Below are 18,608 nucleotides of genomic sequence, written 5' to 3' on the forward strand. Positions count from 1 at the left end.
TCCCAATCCTTGTGAACCCCATGCCCGACAGCTCCCCACTCTCCACCTCCGCCGCGTCGAACCTGGCCGACGTCAGCCGCGGGCGCTACGTCATCGATCCTGTGCATTCGCATGTGCTGTTCAGCGTGTCGCATTTCGGCATCTCGACCTATCACGGCGAGTTCACCGCGCCCGGCGGCACGCTCGACATTCCGCTGTCAGCCAGCAGCAGCCACACGCGCCTTGCGGTGTCCGTACCGGTCGTCAACGTGAAAACGACGAGCCGGATCCTGGACGACGAACTCAGGAGCCGCGACTGGCTGGATGCCGAGCGGTTTCCATCGATCGCCTTCGACTTCGCCGCGCCTCTTTCCCTTGCCGAGAATTCGTTTCAGGTGACCGGCGCGCTCGCCTTGCACGGCGTGACGCGCAACGTCACGTTCGACGTGAGCTTCGTCGGCGCCGGCATGAATCCAGCCAAGCAGGTCTACACGATCGGATTCGACATTCGGGGCCGCATCCGCCGCAGCGAGTATGGCGTCACTGCCGCGCTCCCGATGATCGGCGACGAACTCGGTCTCGTCATCAGCGCAGCCTTCGAACTCGAAGTCTCAGCCGCCTGAGCGCACCGTTCCTCCTCATTGAACGGAAGCCTGGAATGCCCACGCAGAAAGATACAGCCACCGACTCCGCAGCCGAAGCCGCGCAATCAGGACCATTGCACCCGCCACCCATCGCACTGCTCGACAAGTACAAGGGGCAGGAATTCGAATCGATCTATTCGACCGTCGTCACGGTGAGCGGCGGCGAAGCGGAACACGGACGGGCCTCGGGCGTGGCGCGCTCCGACGACGGCAACCTGAACGTGCAGTTGCGGCTTCCCACCGCACTCGGCGGTGGCGGTGGCGGCACCAACCCGGAGCAGTTGTTCGCAGCGGCCTATGCCGCGTGCTTCCATGGGGCCCTGAACCTGCTGGCAGCGAAAAGGAAGATTCCGGTTCACGACGCCAACGTGCAGATGTCCGTCGTTTTCGGACGCGACCCCGTCGACGGGCTCTTCATGCTCACGGCCGATGTCCGGATTCACTTGCCCGATGTCGAGAAAAGCGTGGCCGAAGAACTGGTGCGGAGCACCGAACGATTCTGCCCCTACGAAAAGATGGCTCGCAACGGCATCACCAGCATCGTGGCGCTAGCGAGCTAGGAAGCCGCACAGAAGCTGGCCAACCTGAACCGCGAGATCGCCACTACCGAAGTGCACATGGGCAACCCGGGTTGAAGACCTCCCTCTCTCGTTAAACAAGGAAAGGCATCATGCAAAAACTCTCCGGCAAAGTCGCCGTGATCACCGGCGGCAACAGCGGCATCGGCCTGGCATGCGCACAGGCTTTCGCGGCGGAAGGCGCCCGCGTCGTCATCGTGGGACGCCGTCAGGACGCCGTGGATGCGGCGTTGGCAAGCATCGGACCGGACGCGATGGGCTTCGTCGGCGATGTGGCCGACCTGGCAATGCACGACCGTCTGCTCGCTGCGGTGAAAGCGCGGTTCGGCGCCATCGACATCTACGTGGCGAATGCGGGAACGGCCATTCTCGAGCCGTCTGCCGCCGTCACCGTGGACAACTACGACCTGCAGTTCGCCACCAACACGCGCGCGGTGTTCTTCGGCGTGACCAAGGCACTGGCGTTCATGCGCGATGGCGGCTCGATCATCCTCACGAGTTCGATCGCCGGCAGCAAGGTGATGGACAACCACGCGGTCTACGCAGGCAGCAAGGCGGCCGTCGAGGCCTTCGCACGCAACTGGGCACTCGAACTCAAGGATCGCCGCATCCGGGTCAATGTGTTGAGCCCGGGGCCGGTCGACACGCCGATCCTGGCGAAGCTGGGCATCACGGAATCCGCGCGGCCGGAGTTCGACAGGAGCATGGCGGCAGCGATCCCGTTGGGACGCCTGGGCCAACCGAATGAGCTCGCGCAAGCAGCGCTTTTCCTGGCGAGCGACGACAGCGTGTTCGTCACGGGCGTCAACCTGAAGGTCGACGGCGGCATGGCGCTGACCTGAAAAGCTGCTGCGCGCTCATGCGGTACTGCGGGCCTCCAGCCACGCCTTCCGGCGCCATCTCTTCAGGGGCGTGTCCACCAGATGCAGGCAGATCGCGGCCATACCGAACGAGAACGCCAGGGTCACGCTCAGCGTGATCCACAACGGCTGTGTACCGCGCAGCAGCAGCACCAATGGGAAATGCCAGAGATAGATGCCATAGGACAGTCTGCCGATGTAGATCATGGGCCGCGACGCGAGGAACCTCGCCTTCCCGTGTTCCGCGGCAAAGCAGATCAGCACGAAGGCGGACAACTCCGCCAATGTGATGCGCAGCGTGACAGCCTCGGCCTGGTTGCTCGTCGGCAGCGAAGGCAGGGCCATGAGGACCAGCAACGCCATGCAAGCCATCGCGAGCGCGCGCTTCGACACCCTGCAATGGGTCAGCGCCGCGATGGCCCCGAGCAGGATGCCGCTCATTCGCGTGTCGAAGCGGAAATACGCCTGCTGCCAAGGCCAGTTCAGGGCCACGAAGTACCGCCATGCAGTCACGACAAGGAATGCAGACACCAGCCAGCGGGCAGGATGTCGCGTTCGCAAGAGGAACGGCAATACAAGAGGCCACAGTAGGTAGAACTTTTCCTCCACGCCCAGGGACCATGTGTGGCCGATGGTGTAGGTCAGCTTCCAGAACGCCTGCGCATAGTCGTAGACGTAGAGCGCGGCCAGAACGGCGGAAAGCCAGCGGTCGTCCGCCGGCCAGAGGATCGGGGCCAGCCCCACATAGACCGCGATCATGAGCAGCAGCGTCGGGTACAACCGCAGCGCCCGGCGGGCGTAGAAGCGGCCGATCTCGATGCCGCCATGACGGTGCTCCGCCGTCAACAGCGAAGTGATGAGGTAGCCCGAAAGAACGAAGAAGATGTCCAGCCCGATGAAGCCGCCTCGCGCACCGGGGACTTCGCAGTGGAACAGGACGACAGCGAGGATCGACAGCGCGCGAACACCATCGAGCGCCGGGTTGTATGGCATGGGCATCCGTGCGCGCTCAGCGGATCGACAGCGGATCCGGCCGGCACGGCTGCAGGATCGTCTCACCGCATGCGGGGTAGCTTGCCGGTCCCTCGACGTCCTTCAGCACGCCGAGCCGCACCACCGAGTCGTACCTGACGTTGTGCAGCACATGGAGGCGCTGCTTCTGCGTGAAGGTGTCGAACACCAGGCCGCCCGTTTGGGCGGGCGTGTCGATCCAGATCCGCAGCCTCGAGCCGCTGCGAAAGTAGTGGCCCATCTTGTGGATCTCGACGCGGGCGAGGACCGGCCGGTCCGGCAGCAGCGGCATCGGCTGATCCGGCCGTTCGAGCCGAACGGGCAACAACGGCGTCGAACGCGCAGGGTCCAGAGCGCGGTTCGACAAGCGCAGCCAGCCACGCTGGACATAAGTCTCCTGCCCATCCGGTCGGAGCTCGGTGACAGTGACCTGCAGGTCGGCGTCTCCGGCGCTGGCCGTGACCCAGAGGTCGGCGCTGCCCGGCCCGTAGACTATCATGTCTTCGCCCAACGGCGGTGATGTGTAGGCGACCCCCGTGGTCTTCCAGTCTCCGGGCAACGGGCCCCAGAAACTCCTTCCCGCAATGTCGTTGACGACCACACCGGCGCCCGGGTAGTCGAGGCCATCGGCGGCTCCGGAGCCAGGCGCGTCGGCCAGGGTCTGGCCCGCCCCCAGGTGGAACGCCTTGACGGACAGGTCATCACTGCGGATCTGTCCTCTTTTCACCACCCAGCGGGCCTTGGGAGAAACACGCCGCTGGAGCGCGCTGCCGCCGCTCGTTTCGGCGGTTTCCATCCATACGGTGGTGCGTGGTGTGTCGCGCTCGAAGCCGTTGTCCTCGCCCTTGACGAAGCGGTCCAGAAAACGCGCAGCCATCGCCTGGAAATCCGAGGCCAGGTACATGTCGTGCCGGCCGTTCGTCTGCACCGACCACAGCTTGGCCGGATCGAGCCGGGACTGGTAGTAGCCGCTGCGCGGCGTGATGGCCTGGTCCTGGAATGCTTCGAGAGATAGCACGGGAACCTGCACGCGGTCGGCATGCGGCGCCAGGTCGAAGCTCTTCATGCGATCGTCCCGCAAGGGATGCGACAGGAACAGGTGCATCACGGAATTCGTGTCTTCGGCCGCGAGGTTCTTCGGGATCTGCGCCAGGCAGGCGGCGTCGCCTTCTTCCCTTGCTGTCTGCGCGACCACCTTCTCCCAGTAGGCGCGCATGGACCTGCGCAGCGGCGTGATGAAACCGGGCGCCGGCACGCCGCCGGGCATCAAGGCGTCACGGAAGTCCGTCAGCACCATGCCGGGCACGATGGCGCGAAGATGCGGCGGCCGGTGCTGCGCCGTCGCCAGTTGGGAAGAGCCACCGTACGACCAGTTGACCATGCCCACCTTGGCGTCGGACCACGGTTGCGACGCCGCGAATTCGACGGCTTCGGCACCGTGTCTTCCGAGTTGTGGCCGCGTGTACTCCAGCGGACCTTCGGAACATCCGCTGCCCGCGGCGTTGACGCCCATCACCGCATAGCCGGCCTCGACAAGCCGCTTGTCGAGTTCGATCGACATCGATGTCTTGTAATGGAGGTAGGGCGTTCCCCCGATCGAGCCGGCGTCGTAACCGTTGATGCTCAAGATGACGGGAAACCTGCCCGATGCCTTCGGCAGGAGCACGCTGTAGCGCAGCCTGATCCCGTCGGAAGTCGTGAAGTAGCCGGTGAGCCGCTTCGCCCAGAAGGGTGCGACCGGTCCCTGCTCGGGGAAATCGAAAGGCCGCGACGCCGGCAGGCCCGTGTCGGGGTCCAGCGGGACATCCTGCCCATGTGCCGCGAGCGAGGTGACGAACGCCGTGGTGAGTGTGATGACGACGGCGATGCACTTCTTCATGGTTCCTGTACTCGGGGGCTTGGCAGATCGGCGGCGGGTGGCGATGTTAGGGCATCGCTGCATTGTCGGCAGTCCTGCGCACGACAAACCCTGCCTCCACAAAGTACACACCGATGACGCTGTCGCGCGGTGCGGTCATCGACTCTGCATCACGCCATCGAACCGATTGATGTCCATCGCTCAACAGGGTGAGTCCTTGCGCATGGCTAGTGGCCGGCCCCGCCTGAACCTACGATCGATGCGGCCTTCAAGGTTCCCACACACGCACGACGGATGTCCTGGTCCAGACCATCGGCTTCATGTGCGACTCGACAACGGAAAGATTCAGATGACGGATTCGGTGACCCCGATGAAAGGCGCGTGCCGGGAGGTCGGATGCGCGACTGCGTACCACTGCGACAGTGGCGAGGCGAGCCCGGCATGAACGATCGCATGGACTTCCTCCGGCGCGGCCTGCTGCGTGGCGCCGTGGCGGGTGCGGGCCTCGCCGGACTGAACCTGGCCCTGGGCGGCGGGGTGGCATCCGCAAAGAGCATGGGATCACCAGCCCTTGCCACGGCACACCTGAAGAACGTCGATGCCGGCGTCTTGAACATCGCTTACTACGAAGCAGGCCCAACCGATGGCCCTGCGGTGGTGCTTCTGCACGGGTTCCCGTACGACATCGAGGCGTACGCCGAAGTCGCCCCCATCCTGGGGGCCGCGGGTTGCCGGGTGATCGTTCCCTATCTGCGCGGCTTCGGCCCCACACGCTTCCTGAACGCAGGCACGCTTCGTTCGGGTGAGTTTGCGGCGTTCGGCGCGGATCTGCTGGCCCTTCTCGACGCACTGGCATTGCCGCGCGCGGTGCTGGCGGGATACGACTGGGGCGGCAAGGCGGCCAGCGCCGTCGCTGCCCTCTGGCCCGAGCGCTGCGCGGGGCTGGTGTCGGGCAACGGCTACGCATTCGCGGACCCATCCGCGGCATTGATTCCAGCGAAGCCCGAAAGCGAGGTTCCGCTCTGGTGGCAGTTCTACTTCCAGACCGAGAGAGGACGTGCCGGCTACGCAAAGTACCGCCGCGAGTTGAACCGGATTTTCTGGAAGCAGTGGTCACCGACCTGGCGCTTCGACGACGCAACCTTCGCCCGCACCGCCCCATCGTTCGACAACCCCGATCACGTCGATGTCTCGATACATTCGTTCCGCCACCGATTCGGTGCAGTCAAGGGAGACCCGGCCTATGCCGAGATCGATCGCAAGCTTGCGTCGCTGCCTGCGATACCGGTGCGCACGGTGACGCTGGATGGCGGCGACGATGGCGCCCATGGACCTACCGACGGTTCGACCCAGGCGGCGAAGTTCACGGGACCACGTACGCATCGCGTGATACCAGGCGCCGGACACAACCTGCCGCAAGAGGCGCCGAGCGCGTTTGCGGACGCGGTGCTGGAGCTCGTTCGCGCAGACCGTCGCGCACGTTGAGCTTAAGAAACGTTGTGGATGGCGTGCCCGCCTTTCGCTAGCGGCTTCGCACGGCCCCGAGGGCTGCACTTGATTCGAGAGGTCGTCGAATCTGTATTTTTCAGAACAAGAAAATATTGATTTCCCCGTGACTGCCTTCACGCTATACCCACCCCCCGCTCTCGTCATACTGCCACGAAGTTCTGATAGCGATTGACGCGTTGGGCATCGAAGTAGAAAAGCGGCTGCTCAACCTGGGAGACCCCGAAGCGGCGCGTCGTCTTCGCCTACGACATCCAGCCCGACGCGCGCGTACCCTCGGTTTCGCTCGTAATCGTCGAATTCTTTGCTCACAAGCGCGGCACTTGCATGGTCTACAACGAGCAGATCACTTACCTGAACGGGCATGAAGACCGCGCTCAGCTTCTACGAGGAGCGCAAGAGAGCTTTGATCGGCTCGAGCTGGAAGTAATCCGACTCTAGAATTTGTGCGAGCTTCCGAGGCAGGTAGTCATTCGGGCTCGAAATCTAAGCGACTGCATCCAGTCCGCAGTCGTCATGCGCGGTCCTACGCGTGCAGATTTCAAACCAAGGATGCAGCCACTCCGCCAAAACTTCCAACCTACTGCTGCACATGCTCATGTCCCGATAAACGGGGGTTTACGACACCCACGATAACGTGCGGGGACCGTGCGGACAGCCGCTATTGATTGGCGCCCAGGGGCTACGCTAGACTACGCGGCGGGTGCCAACCTTACTTGCGCGCGAGTAGAAAAGGGTCGTTTCTCCATCTCTTCGTTTCAACGCAGATCTTCTTCCGACGCTTGTCGTCCTCGGGCACTTAAACGCACGCTCCGTTTCCGAGGCGACGTGTCGACAACGAAGGAGTTTCGAATGACGTTGAAAGAACTGGCGTATGTTGCGCAGTCTCGTCTCCAGGCGCGCACCGGCTCGCCAATCAAGCGTGGGCACGTGCTCGAACTGTTTGCCGCGGCGGCGGGGTTCCGATCGTGGGCCGCCTTTGATGCGGCCGCGTTACTGGCAGACGCGGGGACCGACGGTGAGGGCCTGCAGGGTTACGCGCTGATAGTGGGCCGAGCGATTCAGCTGGAGTATTCGATAGCGGACGCGGAGCTTTTGGCAGCCTCGCTGATTGAGCTGGTTGGTGAGCTGCAGCTGTCGTTTGTCCAATGGCAAACGCTCGTAGCTGCGTTGCACGCGTCTTCTTCACGCTCGCGGGAGAGCTTCGATGACGAGGACGAACTGGCGGACGAAGACCTGGAAGACGACGAATGGGAGACCGAGTCCCGCTCTACTACCCACCGTCAGTCGCAAGGTCCGGCGCTGCCAACCAGGTCTCCCCTCCTCCTCGCTGGCCTCGAGCGCGCGGTTCAGCTTCGCCCGGACGATCCCGTTGCGCACTATGCGCTGGCGGCGTTCTATCGCGGTGGGCGGCCGAGCCCATATTTGTATGAAGAGTCGCTGAAGGGCCGAAAGCTCTCCTTGATCGAGCAGGGCTGGGTCGAGGGTTACCTGCGCGCCGCGCCGCTGTACGAAAAGTACGTGCGTCATCTCAAGGCCGCCGCGTCACTGGGCGATCGGATGGCCGCCCTGGAATGCGCAGAGTTGCTGGGCGGCAGAGCGCTATATGAGGTGGTCGACAAGATGGAAGGGCCCGTGAGCGCGCTGCGCATGGCGGAGCTTGCACCCGACGACACCCAGCGCTTGAAGTGGCTCCGCATCGCTGCGGCCGAGGGTGCACCTGACGCCCTGGCCGTACTTGCACGACGAGGCGACCCAACCGCATTGACGCAAATGGCCGCACGTGGTGACGTGGACGCGATTCGGACACTTGCGACCGAAGCGCTGGATTCGGGCAACGCGATGGACGCTTGGCAATGGCAGCAGTTAGCGTTGCTGCATGGGCACGACCTCACCGCCTCGACCATGCGCGCGTACCACGATGGAGGGGAACGAGACGGGCAGTTCTACGACAGCGACTTTGGCGGAGGACTGTATGCGGCCGGCGACGAAGGGCTCGAGCTCCCCAGCATCAGCAAAGCCCAGGCGGCCGAGGCGGCGAAGCGAGCGCGAGACATTTACCAATCGGCTGCGTCGCGCCGCTAACGGTTGAACCGCCGCATGCCCGCCCGTTGATGAACATGAGCGGGATTGCCACTCGGGCATCCCCGGATGACAGTCTTGCTACTTGACCAGCAGGTCGTCGGCGGACTTGCCGGCCTCGAGCGCGGCTTTGAACCACGCGGGACGAGGACCACGGCCGCTCCACACGTTGCCCTGGTCGTCTTGGAACTTCGGCACTGCTGCAGCGGGCGCTGCGGCGGCCTTCTTGCCCTTCCGGGTCTTCTTGGCGGCGACGCCAGCCTTGGCAGCAGGACGCCCAGCAGCCTTGCCAAAGTCAAGGTCAGCCGCAGTGAAACCATACACCGCGATTGCCTCTTTGATGCGGCTGAGCACGCCATCCGCTTCTTTCTTGCGCAGTTGTTCAGCTTCACGCTGGAGTTCTTCGATCTGCTTTTGCACCTGAAGGAAAGTCTTTGCCATGAATAAGCCCTATATCGGAAGAAGGTACAAGATTAAACCCGAATCGAACCACCTCTCGTCAAAACTCACGGCAATGCACATTGCTGCCGTCTCGCCAGTCGGGTATGTGAAGCACAGTACGATCGAGCACCATCCAGTGCAATCTGGAAAATTACTTCACCCACATTCACGAGATGTCGCTGCACGTCAACTCCCCAGGTTACAAACTCCGCCTCGAAGGCCTCGGCATTCCGACGCACGACGAACTACTGGCCAGCGAAACCTCGCGCTCCTGGCAGTACGTGCCACACAATCATGACGCGCTCGAAGAGATTGCCAACCGGCTTGGCGTGGCAGCACGCGAGAAAAGAACCTTGACGTATGGCGCACTCGTCAAGAACGTCACTTTCTGCATCGCATCCGTCAACGAAGGGCGTCCGTACCAGCCCAATATGGACGTGGACGGCGGTAACGTGATTCGGCAACACGATCTGGAAGTCGCGGACGAATTTCTTACCTATCTGAGCCTTCATTCTTACAAAGGTGCAGATCTCATTGCTTCCGCGCTGGTAACGGGGCCAGCCATAGGAAAGCCCAATACGGAATTTCTTCGGCTGGCCCGCAAACTGCGCCGTTCGTCACCTCGATTGACGGCGGACGCAGAACTCTGGGATCGAGAACTGCAACTCAACTTCGGCTACTTCGCCAAGCTCAAATAGCTTCCCATCCCTATCGGGGCTTCGTCAATTTGAGCGGTAGCCCGGAGCGGATGGTCCCATGGTCCGATCTGATGGGCGACCCCACCAACCTCGGCGCTCCGTTGAGCAGCGAAAGAGGCTCGAGTCCACTCACCCTTTTACCGAAGGCGACGGTATCGCCAACGGATCGCTGGTTGTTGCCGCTGGGTCGCCAACGATCGCAACTGCGTCAAGCGCTGCTCATCCATCTCGTAAAGTTGCAGCGAGGGCCGAAGCGCAGCGTGATCAGCAGCCGACGATGACGACGTCAATGCCAGCTCGAACCTGCGAGGATCATTGTTGAGCCTTCCGCAAAAGCGCGAGCCGTCTACCGCGAACGGATTGAGCGCACTGCAGGTGTTGACGAATTCAATAGAGTCATCAGCAAGGTCGAGCACTTCCACCGACTTGCGTAGTGCGCGCGCCTTTGCACCGAGTACTTCGAGGTTCCAGAAGGCGAGGAGGCATGAACGGTCGGCCCGCTGCAGGAGGCACAAAACTTCATTTGATTGACTCCTGTTCGCCGCATAGGCGACCAGCATTTTTTCTGGCCTTAGGTTTTGGTCACTTCTCATAGTTGAAAGCAGGTGCGACACCGGCGAAGAAGTAAAGACTGCGAACACTGGTTTCAACGTCAAGATCGCGATTGGCCCTCGCGCTATAGCGTCATCATGGTTTGCGAAGAGCTTTTCTTTCTGGTTTTGGCTTGGTTTGATACTCATAATTTTCTACTTGAATTCTGTTATGCCGGGTGTCTTATCGGTTTTGAGGCTTCTTGAACGCACCCTTCGGGAAGATCCCGGACTGCTTCAACGCCTTGATGCCGCGCTCCCAAATCCCCTCAGGCTGCCACCAATCAGCCGATTGCGAGGTTGCCTTCTTCAGCATCTTGTGCTCGGGGGTTCCCTCGTAGTGAGCGATGGCCGCCCGCAAACCCGTATCGCGCACGAGTGCCAAGAAGTTAACGCGCGTGAAGTCATCGAGTTGATCGAGATTCTTGACCTCGGACAGGTGGAATCGCTCGAACCGTTCGACGTTCAACTTCTTGAGTTCAAAGACGGGTACGCCCATCTTTTTGCCGCGCACCTCGAAACGCACTGTCGGTGGAAGATCTCGTGCTTCCTTCACTTGACGCACCAGGTTCGCCTTCAGATCGTCCGACTCGGCCCTCTTGTCGAGCAGTCGTTCGATCGCCTGATGCACGCGCTCTTCGTTCTTTCCATACATGGAGGTCAAATAATCACTACTGACGCTGCCGAAGTTCATGGTGTTATGTCCGTCGTTGTTCCGGGCCTGCGGTCGCCGGGTGTCCTTTGGACTTTTAGAGCCGACTTGAGAATGCAGCCTGTTCAAGGCCGGGACAAGGCGCAAACAAGATAGGCCGGTTCTCCTTTGTTATCGTGAAGTTACCAAGCACCACGAAGCAACTGAGACCAGCCTATGCAGCGGATTCTAGCGAGCATCACCAGCCTCGAACAACACGCTCAGGCCTTGGCCGAAGGTGGTGAGGCTTACCGCCCGACAGCGTGCCCGCACTGCCGGCATGGCGGGCTGTGGCGACACGGTTGCTATCACCGCAAGGCCGATCGCGGCGCGGGTCGCGGCGAGTCGCTCAATCCGGTGGCGGTGCTGCGCTTCCTGTGCCGGGCATGCGAGCGCACGTGCTCGCGGCTGCCGGCATGCATCGCGCCTCGGCGCTGGTATGACTGGGCCGTGCAGCAGGTGGTGTTGTTGCTCGTGTTGAGTGGCTGCTCGGTGCACCGTTGCGCGGTCTGCACGTGCCGTGATCGCCGCACCGTGCGGCGCTGGAGGGACTGGCTGCGGGGTCGCAGCGAGGGCTTTGCCTTCTTCCTGCGTAGCCGGTTCCCGGAGTTCGGACGATTCGCCGATCACGAATCGTTCTGGCGCAACGTGATCAACAGACTGTCGCTGCAGCAGGCCATGGCCTGGCTGGACCGGGACCTGATCGTCCCGTGATGAGTCGCCCCTGAATCGCGCGCGGACAGCGCAGGCCCCGCCCGGGCGGGGCCCCCACACACTTTGCCCCCTGCCGTCGCAGACGGATCGCCGCTGTCATCGGACCTCCACAACCTGAAGGTGCATGACATGAAGCAAATCGATCCCAAGGCCTTGTTCCGGCTGTCCGTGCTGGGGCCACTGGTCAGCCGCGAACGACTCGAGCGTGGCGAGTTGCAGCAGGTGATCCGCGAACTTGCGCAGCGCGAGTACGCCATTCCCCAGTCGCAGCGCCGCCATCTGGGCGAGAAGACCATCCAGGCTTGGTACTACGCATGGCGCCGCGAGGGCATCAATGGGCTGGAACCCAAGATCCGTGCGGACCGCGGTCAGTCCAAGATCGCGCCGGCGATCCAGGAGGCGGTGCTGGCGGCCAAGCGGGACAATCCGCGGCGCTCGATCCGCCAGATCCTGCGTTTGCTCGAAGTCGCCGGAATCGTGGCGAGCCAGAGTCTGTCGCGCTCGGCGATTCATCGGCTGCTGCACCGGCACGGCCTGTCGCAGATGGCCGGCTCGGCCAGCCTGCCCGAGGAGAAGCGCAGCTTCACAGCCGAGTTCGCCGGCTCGATCTGGTACGGCGACGTGATGCACGGCCCGCGTGTTCCCGTCAAGGGGCAGCTGCGCAAGACCTACATGGTGTCGCTGATCGACGATGCCTCGCGACTGGTCGCGCACAGCGCGTTCTGCCTGGGCGAGACCGCGCTCGATGTCCAAGGGGTGCTCAAGCAAGCGCTGTTGCGTCGTGGAGTGCCAACCAAAATCGTTGTCGACAATGGCGCCGCTTACCGGGCCCACACCCTGCAGGGCTTGTGCGCTCGGCTGGGCATCCATCTCATCTTCTGCCGCCCTTATGCCCCAGAGGGAAAGGGGAAACTCGAGCGCTGGCATCGGACATGTCGGGATCAATTCCTCACGGAGATTGACGAGCGCCACATCACGAGCCTGGGCGATCTCAATGCCCGTCTGTGGGCCTGGCTTGAGCAAATTTACCACCAGACGGCGCACGGCGGCCTCGGTGGCATGACGCCGCTGGCGCGCTACCAGCGCGACCTGCCCAGGATCCGCAGCCTGGGTGCCAAGGCCGCTCATCTCGATGCGCTGTTCCACCACCGGGTGCCGCGCTTCGTGAGGAAGGACGGCACGGTGTCCTATCTGGGCCGGCGCTTCGAGGTGCCCTATGAGCTCTCGGGCAAGACCGTCAGGCTGGTGGTCGATCCGCACGCCGAGCGTGTCGTGGGCGTCGAGGACGAGGCTGGTGCATCGCTGGGCAGCGCCACCGAGCTCGATCAACTCGCCAACCAGCACCGCACCCGGCGCAAGCCCGACCCCGACGTGGCCACAGGCAGTGTGCGCAGTGGTCCCAACCTGGTGGAGATCGCCCTGGCCCAGTACCACGGCACGAAGGAGCAATGACATGTACCTTCAGCACTTCGGCTTGCGCCACCCGCCGCTGGGCAAAGATGTTGCCCAGCCCTGGGATGACGGCGCCCTGGAACAACTCACCCAGCGCTTCAACTGGCTGCTGCAATCGCCGGGCATCGGCCTGCTCACCGGCGAGCCCGGCGTGGGCAAGACTGCCGCCCTGCGCAGCCTCACGCGCGCGCTCAACCCGCACCGCTACCTGGTGCTCTACCAGGCCGAGACCGACTTCGGGCGCGTGGACATCTACCGCGGCCTGGCGCGCGCCCTGGGGATCGAGCCCAGCTACCGGCGCGCCCAGCTCTGGCGCGACATCAAGCAGCGCGTGCACGAACTGGTCGACACCAAGCAGGTGACGCCGTTGTGGATCATCGACGAGGCGCAGAACCTGCCGTGCGAGTTCTTCCGCGACTTCCCCGCGTTCCTGAACTTCGCCTTCGACTCGCGCGACCTCATCACCGTCTGGCTCGTCGGGCATGTGGCATTGGCGCAGATGCTCGAGCGTGCGCCGTATGCCGCGCTGTACAGCCGCATCCAGGCCCGCGTCCAGCTCAAGCCCGTGGTGGAGCGCGAACGCTTCGCCGCGCTCATCGAGCACGCCCTGACGAGTGCCGGTTGCCAGCACACCGTCGTCTCCACCTCGGGCATGGAAATCCTGCGCCAGGCCTCCAAGGGCCTGCCCCGGCAGGCCGGGCGCATCCTGTGCACCGCCATGCGACTGGCCGTGCCCAAGGGGCTCAACCATCTGCCGGACGAGGTCCTGCAACTGGCCATCGCGGAGCTGCAATGAAGAAAGCCTCAACACCAAAGAGGTTCGACGACGTGCCGCTGCCCAGGCTCAGCGACGATGCCGCCGTCGAGATCTACCACTTCCTCGAATACCTCTTCGATCTCTTCGAAGCGCGCTACGGCGATCAGATCAGCCGCTTCTACGAAGACCGCTCCAGGCACAACCTCGTCGAACCAGACCCGAACCTCGAACTCGACGACCCGCCGTTCTGAGGTCCCCGCCAACTTGCTCATCAACGCCGCCAGCTTGACCGCCGGCGGCGTTGCTCATGGTGCCTCGCGAGTGCCTGCGATCACGCCCGACCGGTCGACCGCTGACCACCTTCGTCTCACCTTCCTCGCGGTCCGCGTCCGGGCTATGCGAGCCCGGGACGCCACCCTCCGATCGGCCTCACTTAGCGCGGGACCGGCTCTCGAAACTATCGTGGGACGTAACACATGGTCTCGACCTTGTTCTTCTTCACCCGCTTGCCAAACATCGTCGTCTCGTGCGCGCCCTTGTAGTCGACGAGCAGATCACCGAGCAAAACGTTCTCCACATCGATTGCCATGTCCAGACGGTTGACGATCGCATCCAGCAAGTGGGTGTCGTAGGACTTGCCAATCGCGCGGCGGATGAATGCATGCAGGTATTCGATGTCCCCTGCCTCCAGCTTGCTGGGGTTGAAGTCGACGCGAACTGCACCTTTCTGATTCAATGGGTCCTTGGCACCAAACTCGACGAGCACCTTTGCTCCACCAGGCAGCGTCACACGCGTCCGGACACGGTAGCGACTCCCCGCGTCGCGCCACATCTTGCACAGCCCCTCCTGGGTCATCTCCTCGAGGCGAGCTTGCACGGGCTCGAACGCATCGCCTTCCTCGTCACCGCGCAAGTACTTGGGCCCGACGCCCCAAGGGGCGACGAAGGTCAACCAATCGATGATCGGCTCGTGCACGATTGGGATAACAACCTTCTTCTCTTTTTTCGACTTAGCCATATCTATTTTCCTTTCTTTAGTTCGGTGTCTTTGGGCAAGGATCTGCCCCGAGTGCCACGCAGGGCACTCCACTACATTTACAAGTTGTGCCCCAACAGCGAGGCATTGAAGGGGATCCTTCGCAACAGGATCCAGACGAATCATTTCGGCGTCCATTAGGGATTCGGGAACGGCGGGGAGGAGCTATGGAGTGCATAGACCCTTCCCGCCCTTCACCCTTGCCCGCCTGCCTGTATTCACCCCTACCTAGACCTACTGTCTACTGTTATTACCCTGTTATTACAGCCACCCCGGTTTGGTTTGCGTTTGCGGTGTTTTCATTGCAATTTCTCACAGAGCAATTTTTTCAAGAAGAACACCTCCTGAACAGCGACTGATACTTGCTGGCGTGCGCACCGTGCGTCGTTTTTCCGAATCACGCGCACGGTGCGCACGCTCGCAAGTGCTGCACGGCACTCAACCGTGCATGAGAGAGGAGCTACTCTCGACCTTGGTCCTCCTCTCCAGTTCCTTCACTGCCACGGCCTTCCTTCCGCGCCTGATTCAGAGGGCTCTCAGCATCAAGAAGCATCCGATAGGCCTCCTCCCAATCGTCAGGAAGATCAAGCTCTTGCTTGCCCGGCATACCGCTCAGGCGACGGCTCACCGCGGATCGACTCAGCTTGAACCGTTCCCCGATCTTCTCCATGCGCATGCCTGCGCAATAGAGCATCCACATGTAGCGGTTCTCCACCGTCGCTGCGATGAACGGCGAGGACTTGAAGCGATAGCGCCCCTTGTGAATCTGAAAGCTGCACATCGCAGCCCCCATACCCAACGCATGAAGACTTTCAAACGCTGGGCAGGTGATCGAGAATGCACCAAGGCCGCCGGGATCCGGCTCACACGCTCTCACGTCAACGCGTTGGTCGCAGTAGTCCCGCAATGGGAATGCCGTAGGCAAAGTAGTGCCGTTAACGAACAGCATCGTCCGCACCTGAGACCGAACACTGAGAGCTCGGAGACGGTCGAGCCCAATACTGGCTTGCGGCGCACCAAGCGGAAAGCCGCCGTCCGAAACGCTGACCCAAGAGCCCTTCGCGAGCCTAATCGGCACTCCAAGCAGACCCAGCCCTTCTTCGAGCAGCGGATCTATGGACCGATTCAGACCAAATACCTCGAAGTGATGGTCAACATCGGTTTCAACAAGCGCTGGAGAACTGGCAAGTGCTTGGGCCTCTGCTAGCTCCACCGAGGTGCTATAGATCGACGTGAGCGACAACGGCCCTGGCATAGATATGCCGGCGCTCGAGAGACCGCGCAAGGCCTGGCGCTCCAATACCCGGCGAACCAGGGCAAAGTAGTGCGCGGCGTAGATCACCACCACCATCAAGCCGTATCCCATCGGGGACAGCGCAAAAGGAGTTTTGCTCTTACTCATTGCCCCCTCCCTTACGGTCACGCTCTTCGACAAGTTGCGCGATCCAATTCCGAACCTCAGATTCGAGGAATCGGACAGACCGCAAGCTGGTCTCTACCGGGCGAACGAACTCCCCCGCTCGCAGCTTGTTGTACAGCGTACTGCGCGACATGGCCGTAATCTCTAGTACCTCAGACATAGGCATGAGGCGTTCGGTCGAAGGACCAGCACGCCGCGGCTTTACCGGCCCGCTGGCTGGCTGAAGATCATGGGCAGTCGACGGAACTTCTCTTTCTTCAGGGCTGAAGGGATACTTTTTCGTCGGAAGAATTTTTTCTCTCTGATTCATTGGTAGTCATAAGAATCTCTACGTTTGAAGAGCTCGACTCCGGGCGGGCCGTTCCTACGTGGTTAAAGAAGCAAGTTTTACGGGAGTTGTGATTGCACAAGATCGATGGCATCTCTGCTGCTTGCGCTAGTGCATCTAGATTTCTCTACGCTTCGTTGAATCTCCTTCTGTTTCGATGGAGGTATTGCACCCCGCAGGGAGATTTCGTTGTCGGAAACTATTTGCCGCCCGCTGCGTTCCGAAACGGTTCAGATAAATCGAAAGGTCATTTGGAGACCTGGGCAAATTGGATGCAGGACAATCCCTAGCGCACGGAACGATCACGTCCATCGACGCGTTACTGGAGAGAGAGGAGCGCTTCCGCTGCACCCTCGCGGCATCGTCCCAGTAGGTTTGCCGAGCTGTAGACTTGCGGTCGCCGCTGATCGAGCAGCACTTGGAAAATTGCCACCGTGAACGATGTGACATCTGATCTGACAAATGCTCAATGGGCGTGGGAATACCTGCGTCGCAATCAGAGCTACCGTTGCTCGTATAGGGAATGGCGCCAAGCCTTCGACGACGATGGGGAGTTGTCGCTAGCAGAACGCGATCAGATAAATACATCTCTCGAGCTCTTAGGCCCCTGGAAGCGACGCTATGCGCCCTGGGTTCAGGCCTGCCTACAAACCGGCCGCCCATTCATTCATCGACGCGAAGTCAACCAGGGCCGACTGGAAGGCCACTACTTCGAGGCGAAGCACTACCTCGACCCAATGGCGTTCCTGCTTACTGAGTGGCTTGATCCAGGCACTGCCATACCCGCAGACTGTCAGCCATTTGATCAAGTGGGTAGCCTAAACCTTGCCATTGCAGATGAACACAGCACAGAATTTCAGGCAGCGCTTCGACTGGGTTTGATCAACGTTTTCACGCCGACGCGGAGAAGCAGGCCTTTGCCCGGGGAGCGGGATTCTGAGTTACCCAAACTCGATGAACTACCTCGCAAGCTCAACATCGAGGAATACCCATTGGGCTCGGTCGTTGGCCATACTCCGATGTACGGGTGGCCTCGACCGCCTTTTGCCAACGAAATTGAACTGGCACGCGACTATCCGGAATTTGCGTTCGATATGGAGCGGGAGCGAGAGCTACGTTCGCGGCTAGGCTCTCCAAAGGCGATCTACCACTCCGTCCATCAAGTTAGAGGACCCAACGGCATGGAAAGAGTAGATGGCCACTTCAACATCCAGTTTGATCTGACCCAACCCCTAAATGCTCAGCTTGCCGCAGCTCGAGAACTTCTGATCCCTCAGCAGAAGCGCTTGAGCACCTCGGCGTCAATGACTGTCCCTCTTCCCGGCGAGATTGAAGTGTCTGGCGTCCTATCGACCTATGAGCGAGGTCTCGAGTTGCTGGACGCCTACGATTCCCTCGGAGACATGCCTCAACATGGTCGCATCGCACAGGCGATCCGAATCGTTCTCAAGGATCCAAGGGTCAAGTCCAAGGACTCGGAGTACGAACGACTCGAGAAGGCCTTTCGACGCGCAGACATGCTGCGCAATGTGGGCTACAGGTCGTTGGCATTCCTCAAGGACACGAATCGCAGACCGACGATAACGACAGGCACGTAAACACCCAGTTATCGGTGGTTAGGGCAAGCTGCCCAATCCCTCGGTTCGGTTGCTGCGCATCTGGTGCGCGCCATGCCGTCCCAGCCGCATGGCGGATTAAATACGTATTGGGCGGCCGCAAAGCGCTGGGGGACCGGGTCCTGCTACGTAGCAACCATCCTCGATACGTACAGCCGCAAGGTGGCGATGATCCGATCCTCGTCACGGCCATCGGAAAACCGACTCACGCTTTTCCATGAATGCGTTTCTCCCAGCCAGAACCAGACGCTCACACCCCAGCCCCGTTTCGCTCATCAGGAGTCATAAGTGCTGGATCAAATGCCCCCAAAACTACTGTATATTCATACAGGCGTGCTGCGAAGTGA

Annotated in this window: 19 protein-coding genes; 11 read left to right on the top strand and 8 right to left on the bottom strand. The window is 61.6% G+C overall.

What is annotated here, in order from left to right; all coding sequences use genetic code 11:
- Nucleotides 1-20 precede the first annotated feature (20 nt).
- The 3 genes from ACEOAB_RS23530 to ACEOAB_RS23540 all read left to right on the top strand — a co-directional run bounded on the left by ACEOAB_RS23530 (nt 21) and on the right by ACEOAB_RS23540 (nt 2,043).
- Complete coding sequence (locus ACEOAB_RS23530; protein ID WP_413747813.1) at nt 21-602, top strand: YceI family protein; 582 nt, start codon at nt 21-23, stop codon at nt 600-602.
- Between the two features lie 35 nt (nt 603-637).
- Nucleotides 638-1,183 carry an Ohr family peroxiredoxin gene (locus ACEOAB_RS23535; protein WP_413747814.1) on the top strand — a complete coding sequence of 182 codons (546 nt, stop codon included), beginning with the start codon at nt 638-640 and terminating at the stop codon, nt 1,181-1,183.
- A 110-nt stretch (nt 1,184-1,293) separates the two neighbouring features.
- Entirely contained in the window at nt 1,294-2,043 is a 750-nt protein-coding gene (locus ACEOAB_RS23540; protein WP_413747815.1) for an SDR family NAD(P)-dependent oxidoreductase, read from the top strand.
- Between the two features lie 15 nt (nt 2,044-2,058).
- Here ACEOAB_RS23540 and ACEOAB_RS23545 read toward each other — a convergent pair whose 3' ends face one another.
- Nucleotides 2,059-3,054, bottom strand: a complete 996-nt coding sequence (locus ACEOAB_RS23545; protein ID WP_413747816.1) for an acyltransferase family protein — start codon at nt 3,052-3,054, stop codon at nt 2,059-2,061.
- A 16-nt stretch (nt 3,055-3,070) separates the two neighbouring features.
- Complete coding sequence (locus ACEOAB_RS23550) at nt 3,071-4,951, bottom strand: CocE/NonD family hydrolase (RefSeq protein WP_413747817.1); 1,881 nt, start codon at nt 4,949-4,951, stop codon at nt 3,071-3,073.
- A 420-nt stretch (nt 4,952-5,371) separates the two neighbouring features.
- Between ACEOAB_RS23550 and ACEOAB_RS23555 the strand changes: the two genes are divergently transcribed.
- The gene (locus ACEOAB_RS23555) at nt 5,372-6,415 is read left to right on the top strand and encodes an alpha/beta fold hydrolase (RefSeq protein WP_413747818.1); all 1,044 of its coding nucleotides are present in this window, start codon (nt 5,372-5,374) and stop codon (nt 6,413-6,415) included.
- A gap of 873 nt (nt 6,416-7,288) precedes the next feature.
- Nucleotides 7,289-8,521, top strand: a complete 1,233-nt coding sequence (locus tag ACEOAB_RS23560) for a hypothetical protein (protein WP_413747819.1) — start codon at nt 7,289-7,291, stop codon at nt 8,519-8,521.
- Between the two features lie 78 nt (nt 8,522-8,599).
- Here the strand turns inward: ACEOAB_RS23560 and ACEOAB_RS23565 are convergent, their stop codons facing one another.
- Nucleotides 8,600-8,959, bottom strand: a complete 360-nt coding sequence (locus ACEOAB_RS23565) for an H-NS histone family protein (RefSeq protein ID WP_413747820.1) — start codon at nt 8,957-8,959, stop codon at nt 8,600-8,602.
- Between the two features lie 173 nt (nt 8,960-9,132).
- On the opposite strand from ACEOAB_RS23565, the gene ACEOAB_RS23570 reads away from it, so the two are divergent.
- A complete protein-coding gene (locus tag ACEOAB_RS23570; RefSeq protein WP_413747821.1) occupies nt 9,133-9,657 on the top strand; it encodes a hypothetical protein in 525 nt (174 codons plus the stop codon).
- 137 nt (nt 9,658-9,794) lie between these two features.
- Here ACEOAB_RS23570 and ACEOAB_RS23575 read toward each other — a convergent pair whose 3' ends face one another.
- Together ACEOAB_RS23575 and ACEOAB_RS23580 are read right to left on the bottom strand one after the other, a co-directional pair.
- Complete coding sequence (locus tag ACEOAB_RS23575; protein WP_413747822.1) at nt 9,795-10,397, bottom strand: hypothetical protein; 603 nt, start codon at nt 10,395-10,397, stop codon at nt 9,795-9,797.
- 34 nt (nt 10,398-10,431) lie between these two features.
- Nucleotides 10,432-10,941, bottom strand: a complete 510-nt coding sequence (locus ACEOAB_RS23580; protein ID WP_495653145.1) for a hypothetical protein — start codon at nt 10,939-10,941, stop codon at nt 10,432-10,434.
- A 174-nt stretch (nt 10,942-11,115) separates the two neighbouring features.
- On the opposite strand from ACEOAB_RS23580, the gene ACEOAB_RS23585 reads away from it, so the two are divergent.
- From ACEOAB_RS23585 to ACEOAB_RS23600, 4 genes are all read left to right on the top strand, one after another.
- Nucleotides 11,116-11,652 carry a hypothetical protein gene (locus ACEOAB_RS23585; protein ID WP_413751254.1) on the top strand — a complete coding sequence of 179 codons (537 nt, stop codon included), beginning with the start codon at nt 11,116-11,118 and terminating at the stop codon, nt 11,650-11,652.
- Between the two features lie 129 nt (nt 11,653-11,781).
- Nucleotides 11,782-13,104, top strand: a complete 1,323-nt coding sequence (locus ACEOAB_RS23590) for a DDE-type integrase/transposase/recombinase (RefSeq protein WP_413751255.1) — start codon at nt 11,782-11,784, stop codon at nt 13,102-13,104.
- A 1-nt stretch (nt 13,105) separates the two neighbouring features.
- On the top strand, nt 13,106-13,900 hold the full coding sequence (locus tag ACEOAB_RS23595; RefSeq protein ID WP_495653010.1) for an ExeA family protein: 795 nt from the start codon (nt 13,106-13,108) through the stop codon (nt 13,898-13,900).
- Nucleotides 13,897-14,112 carry a hypothetical protein gene (locus ACEOAB_RS23600; RefSeq protein ID WP_413751391.1) on the top strand — a complete coding sequence of 72 codons (216 nt, stop codon included), beginning with the start codon at nt 13,897-13,899 and terminating at the stop codon, nt 14,110-14,112. The genes ACEOAB_RS23595 and ACEOAB_RS23600 overlap by 4 nt, the downstream gene beginning before the upstream one ends.
- Nucleotides 14,113-14,318: 206 nt before the next feature.
- Here the strand turns inward: ACEOAB_RS23600 and ACEOAB_RS23605 are convergent, their stop codons facing one another.
- The 3 genes from ACEOAB_RS23605 to ACEOAB_RS23615 all read right to left on the bottom strand — a co-directional run bounded on the left by ACEOAB_RS23605 (nt 14,319) and on the right by ACEOAB_RS23615 (nt 16,627).
- Entirely contained in the window at nt 14,319-14,879 is a 561-nt protein-coding gene (locus tag ACEOAB_RS23605; RefSeq protein ID WP_413751390.1) for a hypothetical protein, read from the bottom strand.
- A gap of 478 nt (nt 14,880-15,357) precedes the next feature.
- A complete protein-coding gene (locus ACEOAB_RS23610; RefSeq protein ID WP_413747671.1) occupies nt 15,358-16,299 on the bottom strand; it encodes a hypothetical protein in 942 nt (313 codons plus the stop codon).
- On the bottom strand, nt 16,292-16,627 hold the full coding sequence (locus ACEOAB_RS23615) for a helix-turn-helix transcriptional regulator (protein WP_495653146.1): 336 nt from the start codon (nt 16,625-16,627) through the stop codon (nt 16,292-16,294). Before ACEOAB_RS23615 ends, ACEOAB_RS23610 begins: the two co-directional genes overlap by 8 nt.
- 443 nt (nt 16,628-17,070) lie before the next feature.
- Between ACEOAB_RS23615 and ACEOAB_RS23620 the strand changes: the two genes are divergently transcribed.
- Nucleotides 17,071-18,243 (top strand): transcriptional regulator domain-containing protein, encoded by a 1,173-nt coding sequence (locus tag ACEOAB_RS23620; protein ID WP_413747674.1) that lies wholly within the window; start codon nt 17,071-17,073, stop codon nt 18,241-18,243.
- Nucleotides 18,244-18,608 lie beyond the last annotated feature (365 nt).

The sequence above is a fragment of the Variovorax sp. Varisp53 genome (assembly GCF_059491555.1).

What these genes read in the sequence shown, in the direction of transcription:
- ACEOAB_RS23530 (WP_413747813.1), top strand. Translation starts at nt 21, where the DNA reads ATGCCCGACAGCTCCCCACTCTCCACCTCCGCCGCGTCGAACCTGGCC.
- ACEOAB_RS23535 (WP_413747814.1), top strand. Translation starts at nt 638, where the DNA reads ATGCCCACGCAGAAAGATACAGCCACCGACTCCGCAGCCGAAGCCGCG.
- ACEOAB_RS23540 (WP_413747815.1), top strand. Translation starts at nt 1,294, where the DNA reads ATGCAAAAACTCTCCGGCAAAGTCGCCGTGATCACCGGCGGCAACAGC.
- ACEOAB_RS23545 (WP_413747816.1), bottom strand. Translation starts at nt 3,054, where the DNA reads ATGCCATACAACCCGGCGCTCGATGGTGTTCGCGCGCTGTCGATCCTC.
- ACEOAB_RS23550 (WP_413747817.1), bottom strand. Translation starts at nt 4,951, where the DNA reads ATGAAGAAGTGCATCGCCGTCGTCATCACACTCACCACGGCGTTCGTC.
- ACEOAB_RS23555 (WP_413747818.1), top strand. Translation starts at nt 5,372, where the DNA reads ATGAACGATCGCATGGACTTCCTCCGGCGCGGCCTGCTGCGTGGCGCC.
- ACEOAB_RS23560 (WP_413747819.1), top strand. Translation starts at nt 7,289, where the DNA reads ATGACGTTGAAAGAACTGGCGTATGTTGCGCAGTCTCGTCTCCAGGCG.
- ACEOAB_RS23565 (WP_413747820.1), bottom strand. Translation starts at nt 8,959, where the DNA reads ATGGCAAAGACTTTCCTTCAGGTGCAAAAGCAGATCGAAGAACTCCAG.
- ACEOAB_RS23570 (WP_413747821.1), top strand. Translation starts at nt 9,133, where the DNA reads ATGTCGCTGCACGTCAACTCCCCAGGTTACAAACTCCGCCTCGAAGGC.
- ACEOAB_RS23575 (WP_413747822.1), bottom strand. Translation starts at nt 10,397, where the DNA reads ATGAGTATCAAACCAAGCCAAAACCAGAAAGAAAAGCTCTTCGCAAAC.
- ACEOAB_RS23580 (WP_495653145.1), bottom strand. Translation starts at nt 10,941, where the DNA reads ATGAACTTCGGCAGCGTCAGTAGTGATTATTTGACCTCCATGTATGGA.
- ACEOAB_RS23585 (WP_413751254.1), top strand. Translation starts at nt 11,116, where the DNA reads ATGCAGCGGATTCTAGCGAGCATCACCAGCCTCGAACAACACGCTCAG.
- ACEOAB_RS23590 (WP_413751255.1), top strand. Translation starts at nt 11,782, where the DNA reads ATGAAGCAAATCGATCCCAAGGCCTTGTTCCGGCTGTCCGTGCTGGGG.
- ACEOAB_RS23595 (WP_495653010.1), top strand. Translation starts at nt 13,106, where the DNA reads ATGTACCTTCAGCACTTCGGCTTGCGCCACCCGCCGCTGGGCAAAGAT.
- ACEOAB_RS23600 (WP_413751391.1), top strand. Translation starts at nt 13,897, where the DNA reads ATGAAGAAAGCCTCAACACCAAAGAGGTTCGACGACGTGCCGCTGCCC.
- ACEOAB_RS23605 (WP_413751390.1), bottom strand. Translation starts at nt 14,879, where the DNA reads ATGGCTAAGTCGAAAAAAGAGAAGAAGGTTGTTATCCCAATCGTGCAC.
- ACEOAB_RS23610 (WP_413747671.1), bottom strand. Translation starts at nt 16,299, where the DNA reads ATGAGTAAGAGCAAAACTCCTTTTGCGCTGTCCCCGATGGGATACGGC.
- ACEOAB_RS23615 (WP_495653146.1), bottom strand. Translation starts at nt 16,627, where the DNA reads ATGAATCAGAGAGAAAAAATTCTTCCGACGAAAAAGTATCCCTTCAGC.